Genomic DNA, 8,776 nt, shown 5'->3' on the forward strand with positions numbered 1-8,776 from the left:
CCTAATCCTGTACCAGGAAATCGTACCAGTCCGGTTTGAATTTTTTCACTTTCCTGCTCAGTTTACGGGCCTGACCGTCACAAAACCGGTCAAGCAGCACCCAGAATCTTTCACCGTGATTCATCTCCACCGTGTGAGTAAGTTCGTGTAATACTACGTAATCGATCAGCTTCTCGGGCAACAGCATCAGAAAGAGTGAAAAGTTGATATCTTTCTGCGCAGAACAACTTCCCCAGCGCCCTTTGCTACTGTTAATTTTTATGTCGTGGTAGCTGAGACCATGCTTCCGGGCAAAGGAGTCCGCTTTTACAGGCAAAATTCGTTTGGCCTCAATCCGCAAAACCCCAATGATTGCTTCTTTGATGAACTGCTGATTAGCTGGCAGCGACAGGTCGCTCCTTTGCGGCATGTAGATATGCAGATTCCTTTCCTTTAACGATAGTGCCGGCTTTTCTACATATGCAGTCCGGACTATCTGTGCGTCGAATGTGAAGGAAGAAATTTTATCCCCCTCGGCAAAGATCGGCCTGGACAACGGTTTTAGTCTTGATATCTGCGGCTTCATCTCCTGCAGCAGAGAACTGACTTGCCTCATGGTAAACCTGTAGGGCACAGTCAACTGAATATGGTCGCTTTTTCGCCTTGCGATCACTCGTTTCGCCCTTTTATGAGGGGTCACGAGAATTTTGCCGAGTTCCTTATCGAAGAATTCAAACATGCGGCAAAATTACAATTTTAAAACAGTAACCTTGTTGTTTTTAGCCGGAATCGAAATAAAAAATTATCTTTGCATAAATTTTTTTGAACGAGCAAACCACATGAATCTTATCCGTTCTTTAGAAAGTGTAGGTGAGTACGCTTTGCTGATGAAGAAAGTGCTTTCGGTCCCGGATAGAATGAGGGAGTTTATGAAAGAATTCATGAAAGGGGTTTATGCATTGGGTGTAAATTCAATCTGGATTGTCATCATCATCTCTTTTTTTATCGGAGCTGTAATTGTACTTCAGATAGCATTGAATATCGATTCGCCGATGCTGCCGCGGTTTACGGTGGGGGTGGTGTCGCGCGAAATCATTTTGCTGGAGTTCTCCTCCACCATCATGTGTCTTATCCTTTCCGGGAAAGTAGGATCCAATGTGGCTTCCGAAATAGGAACTATGCGCATCACCGAGCAGATCGACGCGCTCGACATCATGGGTGTAAACTCTGCCAATTATCTTATCTTGCCCAAGATCGCCTCTTTTGTAGCATTCATGCCGGTATTGGTGATTTTCAGTATGTTCATGGGGCTTTATGGCGGATACATCATCTGCATGGTGTTGGGGACCCCTTCAATAGAGACCTACATTTACGGTATTCAGGCTTTCTTCAGAGAGTCATTTGTCTGGTACTCCATCTTTAAATCGATGTTATTCGGTTTTATCATTGCATCGGTAGCGGCTTACTTCGGCTATACGGCAAAGGGAGGCGCACTGGAGGTGGGGCAGGCCAGTACTAATTCCGTGGTGATAAACAGTGTATTGATTCTCGTTACCGACTTGCTGTTTACGCAGTTGGCGTTGGGGTAAATACATTCCTGTATGATAGAAATAAAAAATCTGACAAAGGAGTTCGACGGTAAGATCGTACTCAACAACATAAGTACCTCCTTCAACAAAGGGGTGGTAAACATGATTATCGGCAAGAGCGGATCGGGTAAAACCATTCTGTTGAAGTGCCTTGTCGGCTTAATTTCGCCCACTTCGGGCGAAATATGGTACGACAGCCGCAGATTCACCGGCATGAAGTCGAGAGAGGTCCGCCGCCTGAGACGCGACATCGGGATGCTCTTTCAGGGTGCAGCGCTTTTCGACTCACGCACAGTGCTTGAGAATGTGATGTTTCCCCTTGAGATGTTTTCCCGTAAAAATAAACGGGAACGACGCAAACGCGCTGAGTTCTGCCTGGAACGGGTAAACCTTTCGGAATCTGCCGCCCTCTATCCTTCAGAAATCAGTGGGGGAATGAAAAAACGGGTGGCTATCGCGAGAGCCATTGCCCTGAACCCGAAATATCTCTTCTGCGATGAACCCAACTCGGGACTCGATCCGAAAACGGCACAGCTTATCGACGAGTTGATATATGATATTACTACCGACTTCGGAATGACCACGGTGGTAGTGTCGCACGATATGAACTCGGTGATCAATATCGGTGATAAAGTCATTTTTATCAACGAAGGAATTAAAGAGTGGGAAGGCACCAGGGCAGAAGTGATGGATACGGAGAACGAAAAGCTGAACGACTTCGTTTTTGCCTCGGACCTATTCAAAAAAATCAAAGAAGCAGAAGAGATCATCTCTGAAGATGAAAAAGGAGTGAAATCCAATAGATAGAACAAATCCACAACAGTGGTTGTTATTCAGGGGCGAGAGTTCTGCCATTAAACGATTCAATCACGCAAAAAATAAATTCATTCAAGCGGAGTAGACAAGATAGCCGCGATCATAATATTCAACAAATCAACATGACAAGTATATTAAAAATAAAGAACCTGCACGCAATCGTAGAAGAAAAAGAGATCCTGAAAGGTGTAAACCTGGAGGTAAACGAAGGTGAAGTGCATGCGGTGATGGGCCCTAATGGCTCGGGGAAAAGTACTCTAGCTTCGGTGCTGGCGGGAAATCCCAAGTTTGAAGTAACCCGCGGCAACATCCTCTTCAGAGGGAAAGATCTGCTGGAGATGGAGCCCGAAGACCGGGCCCGCGAGGGACTTTTCCTCAGTTTTCAGTACCCGGTGGAGATCCCCGGCGTGAGCATGGTCAACTTCATGCGTGCCGCCGTGAACGAACAACGCAAGTACAGAGGGGAAGACCCCATTTCTGCCACCGATTTTCTGAAGCTGATGCGCGATAAGAGGGAGCTTTTGGGGATGGACAGCCAGTTGGTGAGCCGTTCGGTAAACGAAGGCTTCTCAGGCGGCGAGAAGAAGAAAAACGAAATATTCCAGATGGCTATGCTGAATCCGCAGCTGGCTATTCTCGACGAGACCGACTCGGGCCTCGATATCGATGCTCTCAGGGTAGTGGCTGCTGGCGTGAACAAACTTCAGGCCAAAGAGAATGCCACCATTGTCATTACTCACTATCAGCGGTTGCTTGAATATATTAAACCCGACTATGTGCATGTACTCTACGCGGGAAAAATTGTGCAATCGGGTGGTCCTGATCTGGCTCTTGAACTAGAGAAAAGAGGTTATGACTGGCTGATCAATCCATAATTCATCATCTGCAATTTCAAAAAAATGATAGAACAACAATATATAGATCTGTTTACACAGTTTCGGAAAGAGTTGGATGCTCATTCTGTGAAGGGAATGAACCTGCATCGCGATTCCGCTTTTGAAACGTTCAGGCAGATCGGTTTCCCGTCTTCAAAACAGGAAGATTATAAGCACTCCAACATTGTGCGGACATTTGACGCCGACCTGGGGTTGAATTTGCGGAATATTCCCATCCCGGTAAATCCGTACGATGCCTTCAAATGCGATGTGCCTAATCTCTCCACGTACCTTTATTTTTTAATAAACGACCGGTATTACGACCGCTTTCAGCCGTCTGAAAAATTGCCGGAAGGTGTTTTTGCAGGCAGTTTACAGCTTTTTTCTGAAAAATACCCCGATAAGTTTGCGGCGCACTATGCGCAAATTGCCGATTATTCCGATAACGGGGTGGTGGCATACAATACGATGTTTGCCCAGGATGGCTTTGTAATCTATGTGCCCAAAAATGTGGCTTTGGAGAAGCCATTGCAGCTGATCAACATTCTGCGTGGTGGCGTTGATCTGAGTGTGAACCGGAGGATCCTGATTATTGCAGAAGAAAATGCCCGGGTGAAACTGTTGATGTGTGATCATACCGTAGATAATGTGCATTTCGTGGTGACCCAGGTGACGGAGGTTTTTGCCGATGTGTCTGCCCAGGTAGATGTATACGAACTCGAGGAGAACTCGGAGAAAGTTACCCGGCTGAACAACTTCTTCAGTGAGCAGAAAGATCATTCCAACGTGCAAACGAGCTGCATCACCCTGCACAACGGATATACACGCAACAACTATCGTTTCCGTCTGCTTGGCGAACATGCAGAAGCACATGCGGGAGGATTGGCCATTTGTGATAAGGATCAGCATATCGACAACTTTGCTTTCCTTGATCATGCCAGACCCAATTGTATGAGCAATGAACTGTTTAAAACTGTGTTGAACGACCGTGCAACCGGTGTTTTCTGTGGAAAGATTCTGGTGGAGAAACATGCACAAAAGACCATGGCTTACCAGACAAACCGCAACCTGTTGGCTTCGGAAACAGCTCAGATGTTTTCCAAGCCGCAGCTGGAAATTTATGCCGATGATGTGAAGTGCTCACACGGGCTCACTACAGGCCAGCTTGATGAGGAAGCGCTCTTTTACATGCGTGCCCGCGGTATCGACAAGGAGGAAGCCCGTCTCTTGCTGATGGTAGCCTTTTCTCGTGATGTGGTGGATATGATTCGCATTGAGAGCCTGCAGGAACGACTGACAAATCTCATTGATAAACGCTTCCGTGGCAAGCTGATGCGCTGCGGAAACTGTAATGTATGTATTTAATTTGAAAGATCTCGATATAAATAAGATACGGGCCGACTTCCCGATTCTGGGACGTACGGTGTACGGCAAGCCGTTGGTTTATTTAGACAATGCTGCTACCACCCAGAAACCGCGTTGCGTGATGGATAAGATCACGGAGATGTACACCACCGTGAACGCCAATGTGCACAGGGGAGTCCATTTTCTGAGTCAGGCTGCCACCGACGAGCATGAGGCTGCCCGGCGGACAGTCTGCCGGTTCATTCATGCTGTATCCGAGAATGAGATCGTCTTTACCCGCGGTGCCACGGAGTCGATCAACCTGGTAGCATCCTCTTATTGCCGGGCTTTTTGCCAGCCGGGAGATGAGATACTGATCACTGCCATGGAGCATCACTCCAACATCGTTCCATGGCAGTTGCAGGCCGAGAATTTGGGATTAAAACTCCGGGTTGCCCCCATCAATGCCAATGGCGAACTGATCCTTGAAGAACTGGAAAAGCTGATTACCCCTCGCACCAAAATCATCGCGGTAACGCATGTCTCCAATGTGTTGGGCACGATCAACCCCATTGAGCAGATTGTGAAAATAGCCCACAGACACGATATACCCGTGCTGATTGATGCTGCCCAGAGCGTTCAGCATTGTAATGTGGATGTACAGCAGATCGATTGTGATTTCCTGGTCTTCTCTTCTCATAAGATTTATGGCCCTACCGGAGTGGGAGTGTTGTACGGAAAAGAAAAGTGGCTGAATGCTCTGCCTCCCTATCAGGGTGGAGGAGAGATGATCTCCAGCGTATCGTTCGAGAAGACAACCTTCAATGAGCTTCCGTTTAAATTTGAGGCAGGGACCCCCGACTTCGTGGGGACGACCGCACTGGCTGCAGCACTCAACTATGTCACTTCTCTCGGAATAGATCATATTGCCCGTTATGAGCACGAATTGTTGCGGTATGCCACAGAACGAATGCTTGCCATCCCCGGGTTGCGTATCCTGGGGAATGCTGCTCAGAAGAGCAGCGTTATCTCGTTCCTGGTGGATGGTATTCATCCTTACGACCTGGGTACGCTGCTCGATAAGATGGGGATCGCCGTCCGGACCGGCCATCACTGCGCTGAGCCACTGATGAAAATTCTCGGGGTAGACGGTACCGTACGCGCTTCCATCGCTTTTTACAATACCAGGGAAGAGATTGACCAGATGGTGAAAGGAATTGAGCGCATAGTTGCCATGTTTCCCGGACAGAAATAGGCAATCAGCAGAAAGCGGGCGATAAAGATATTTTTGTCTTATTTCTTGCATCCTGCGTCATGTTTTTTGGTCAATATTGTGGAAATATTTTGCAAATGATTACATTTGCCCGGATTCTTCATAATTCCATGTAAAAGATGTCTGAGTATAGCCGGAACGAAGATCATGCATTATTCATCCTTCTGAAAAAAAGGGATAAGGGAGCTTTTTCTGCTATCTATTCGAAGTATCATCGTTACCTGTATGCGCTTGCGTACAAGTATCTGAAAGATTCCGCAATGGCAGAAGATGTGGTGCAGCATGTTTTTGTGAAACTCTGGGAGACTACCGGCGACATTCACATTGAGATCAATCTGAAAAATTACCTCTATACAATGACCAAGAACTTCATCCTGAATCTAATCAGGAGCCAAAAAGGGGCCGTGTCGTTGAACTATGTGAATACACAGGCAGAACTCTCTTCTCAGGATGATATCGCACGAAAGCTGGAGGAAAAAGAAGTACACCAATTTCTATACAAAGGGATAGAGATGCTGCCTCCGCAAAAAAAGGAGGTATGCATGAGGAAACTAAAGACAACCGATAGCAATCAACAGATAGCCGAAAAAATGGGAATTTCGGTTCATACTGTGAAATCTCATTATCAGGAATCGCTGAAAATATTGAGAAGCTATTTTCAACGTATTAAAATGTTGTTGTAAATAATTAAGATATACAACTCATTTCTTTGTTCTGTGAATGTGTCTAATGTGAACAAAGAGTGTGTAAGATAGTATAACCCGGGCAGTGATGCAGTTAAAAGATAATGATATTGTTCGTCGTGTTTTGAGCGGTAAGGCATCGAAAGAGGAAGCCAGAAAAGTAGCTGATTGGTTCTCCTCAACCATTGAGGGGCAGCAATTTCTGTCTGATTTGCTCGACAAGGACGCTTATATGCTGGAATCAGAACTGCATCAAGATCATTTGCTGTCACCATCCCGGTCGGACCGTCTCTACAAAAAAATTGAAAAAACCATTTATGAAAGGCGAATTGGCCGTGTCCTGCTAAAAGTAGCGGTAATTCTCTTGCCACTACTCGTTGTTGCAGGCTTCGGCTATTATTTGAACAGAACTGCCGGCTTTTTTGAAGGAATGACTTATGCCGAATTGTATGTCCCGAAAGGAGAGGATGCCACCCTATATTTTCAGGACGGCACAGAGGTATATCTGAATGCCGATACCCGGATCCGTTATCCGGAGAGATTCGGATTGCGGAAGAGGGAGGTTTGGATTGACGGCGAAGCATACTTTAATGTGGCCTCCGGAAAAAGACGGCCTTTTGTGGTGCATGCACATAACACCCGCACAATTGTTGCCGGCACATCGTTTAACGTGAATGCTTACAACGACAGCGAAGTCATTCAGATTGTACTCGATGAAGGAAAAATCTCTTTTGATGTGCAACAAAATAGTTTTCCGATGCTCCCGGGCCAGCAGATAGAATACAACAAAACGACCGGAAGAACTACCTTGCATAATCTTGTGCGCCCATCCAACGCTTCGTTGTGGAAGAAGAATGTGATTTATTTCAACGATACGCCGTTGCCGGAGGTAATGAAGGTGCTGGAGAGGAAATTCGACGTGGAGTTTCATGTCCAGACTCCCGATGCACTCAATTACAGCTATAGCCTTACTACGAAGCAGGTGGCCATCCAGGATGTTTTGGAGGAATTGCAGAAAATTGCCCCGGTGAAATTCAACCGTCGTGACCATAAAATCTACGTTTCTCTTTGATCGTTCCCCTTGTGTTGAGATGGCATGATCCAAGCATAATTTCACCCAAAGTGACAAAAACCTCCCGGTTTTTTTATCAGTTGCCCAAAAATCGGCTTACGCAAAATACACCAAATATTGTTTGCATTTAATAAAAATATTCTCTAAATTTCCCCTCTGAAAGATAATATTTAAAAGAAAGGGGGATTTTTGAATATTTCGATAACCTTAACAACGCTACTTGTCTGCATGATGCTTTCGGTAGCGAATGCCGGAGCGCAGTCGCATTCCGATGCAGTTACGGTGAATATTCGATTTTTTCCCGTACAGACTATTGCTGTGCAAACTACCCAAAAAAGTACCGACCTGATGTATGCCTCCACCGAAGATTACGAGCAAGGAGTGTCGGTCACGCACGACGACCACCTTACCGTGTGTAGTAGCGGAGGTTTTCAGATTACGGTTGCGGCCGATGGTGCTTATTTTACCCGGGTAGGAGGAAGCGAAACCATCCCGCTGGGCGATGTGATTGTCAGGGCAGCTGACGGGTCCTACAGCCGTCCTCATACCCGATATACCGAAACGCCCCTCTCATCAACCCCTTCTTCCATTATCGAGTCTGAGAACGGAGGGAAGGACCTGAAATATAATGTTACCTACGATAACAGGATTGCCGGATCCGCACAGAACTATATCGATAAACATGTCAAATCAGACGGGGTAGAAACAGTTTATAAAGCCAATGTAACCTATACCATAACTACGAGATAATCCCCCATCTTGCTATTTTTTCAGTACGGTTTATGCAATCGTTGCCATTTGAAATAGTGGAAATAATGAAAATAAATGTCCTTTTTATGTTACACGAATTGTCTTTTTATTATATTTGTCGCGCAGTTCATGCTTCATGGTACAGAGGTGCGCGGCGATATCCGAAAAAGATAAAAGTTGAACATGCAATGGTGTGTTAAATCTCTTTTCGTTTAGGTTGGAGGCAGCTTTTTATAAAAATAAACCCTGCCCATACGGGTAGGTCAAATTGAAAAAAGAGTCGGAATGGGTTGTGATTTTCGGACAAAATACGTCTTCTCTGAAGATTTGTAGCCTGATAGATGAATAACATCCATCAAATAAGTGTCTTGAGATTTCGGGAAAGTCTTGATGTG

9 protein-coding genes are annotated in these 8,776 nt (G+C 45.8%); 8 read left to right on the forward strand and 1 reads right to left on the reverse strand.

The genetic code is table 11. The annotated features are described in order from the left end of the window. Nucleotide 1 precedes the first annotated feature (1 nt). A complete protein-coding gene (locus tag B3Z75_RS05690; RefSeq protein ID WP_294068524.1) occupies nt 2–718 on the reverse strand; it encodes a M48 family metallopeptidase in 717 nt (238 codons plus the stop codon). A 100-nt stretch (nt 719–818) separates the two neighbouring features. Between B3Z75_RS05690 and B3Z75_RS05695 the strand changes: the two genes are divergently transcribed. From B3Z75_RS05695 to B3Z75_RS05730, 8 genes are all read left to right on the forward strand, one after another. Further along, complete coding sequence (locus tag B3Z75_RS05695; protein WP_294068525.1) at nt 819–1,568, forward strand: MlaE family ABC transporter permease; 750 nt, start codon at nt 819–821, stop codon at nt 1,566–1,568. Between the two features lie 12 nt (nt 1,569–1,580). Continuing rightward, entirely contained in the window at nt 1,581–2,375 is a 795-nt protein-coding gene (locus B3Z75_RS05700; protein WP_294068526.1) for an ABC transporter ATP-binding protein, read from the forward strand. A gap of 140 nt (nt 2,376–2,515) precedes the next feature. Beyond that, nucleotides 2,516–3,259, forward strand: a complete 744-nt coding sequence (sufC, locus tag B3Z75_RS05705) for a Fe-S cluster assembly ATPase SufC (RefSeq protein WP_294068566.1) — start codon at nt 2,516–2,518, stop codon at nt 3,257–3,259. Between the two features lie 24 nt (nt 3,260–3,283). After that, nucleotides 3,284–4,624 (forward strand): Fe-S cluster assembly protein SufD, encoded by a 1,341-nt coding sequence (sufD, locus tag B3Z75_RS05710; RefSeq protein WP_294068527.1) that lies wholly within the window; start codon nt 3,284–3,286, stop codon nt 4,622–4,624. Continuing rightward, complete coding sequence (locus B3Z75_RS05715; protein WP_294068528.1) at nt 4,611–5,858, forward strand: aminotransferase class V-fold PLP-dependent enzyme; 1,248 nt, start codon at nt 4,611–4,613, stop codon at nt 5,856–5,858. The genes sufD and B3Z75_RS05715 overlap by 14 nt, the downstream gene beginning before the upstream one ends. A gap of 137 nt (nt 5,859–5,995) precedes the next feature. Continuing rightward, nucleotides 5,996–6,559 carry an RNA polymerase sigma-70 factor gene (locus B3Z75_RS05720; RefSeq protein ID WP_294068529.1) on the forward strand — a complete coding sequence of 188 codons (564 nt, stop codon included), beginning with the start codon at nt 5,996–5,998 and terminating at the stop codon, nt 6,557–6,559. A gap of 88 nt (nt 6,560–6,647) precedes the next feature. Further along, complete coding sequence (locus tag B3Z75_RS05725) at nt 6,648–7,631, forward strand: FecR family protein (protein ID WP_294068530.1); 984 nt, start codon at nt 6,648–6,650, stop codon at nt 7,629–7,631. Between the two features lie 189 nt (nt 7,632–7,820). Further along, nucleotides 7,821–8,381, forward strand: a complete 561-nt coding sequence (locus tag B3Z75_RS05730; protein ID WP_294068532.1) for a hypothetical protein — start codon at nt 7,821–7,823, stop codon at nt 8,379–8,381. Nucleotides 8,382–8,776 lie beyond the last annotated feature (395 nt).

The organism is Proteiniphilum sp. UBA1028, from assembly GCF_002316955.1.
GTDB lineage: Bacteria > Bacteroidota > Bacteroidia > Bacteroidales > Dysgonomonadaceae > Proteiniphilum.

Coding starts and splice junctions, on each gene's coding strand:
- B3Z75_RS05725 (WP_294068530.1), top strand. CDS start 6,648: ATGCAGTTAAAAGATAATGATATTGTTCGTCGTGTTTTGAGCGGTAAG.
- B3Z75_RS05720 (WP_294068529.1), top strand. CDS start 5,996: ATGTCTGAGTATAGCCGGAACGAAGATCATGCATTATTCATCCTTCTG.
- B3Z75_RS05715 (WP_294068528.1), top strand. CDS start 4,611: ATGTATGTATTTAATTTGAAAGATCTCGATATAAATAAGATACGGGCC.
- B3Z75_RS05695 (WP_294068525.1), top strand. CDS start 819: ATGAATCTTATCCGTTCTTTAGAAAGTGTAGGTGAGTACGCTTTGCTG.
- B3Z75_RS05700 (WP_294068526.1), top strand. CDS start 1,581: ATGATAGAAATAAAAAATCTGACAAAGGAGTTCGACGGTAAGATCGTA.
- sufD (WP_294068527.1), top strand. CDS start 3,284: ATGATAGAACAACAATATATAGATCTGTTTACACAGTTTCGGAAAGAG.
- B3Z75_RS05690 (WP_294068524.1), bottom strand. CDS start 718: ATGTTTGAATTCTTCGATAAGGAACTCGGCAAAATTCTCGTGACCCCT.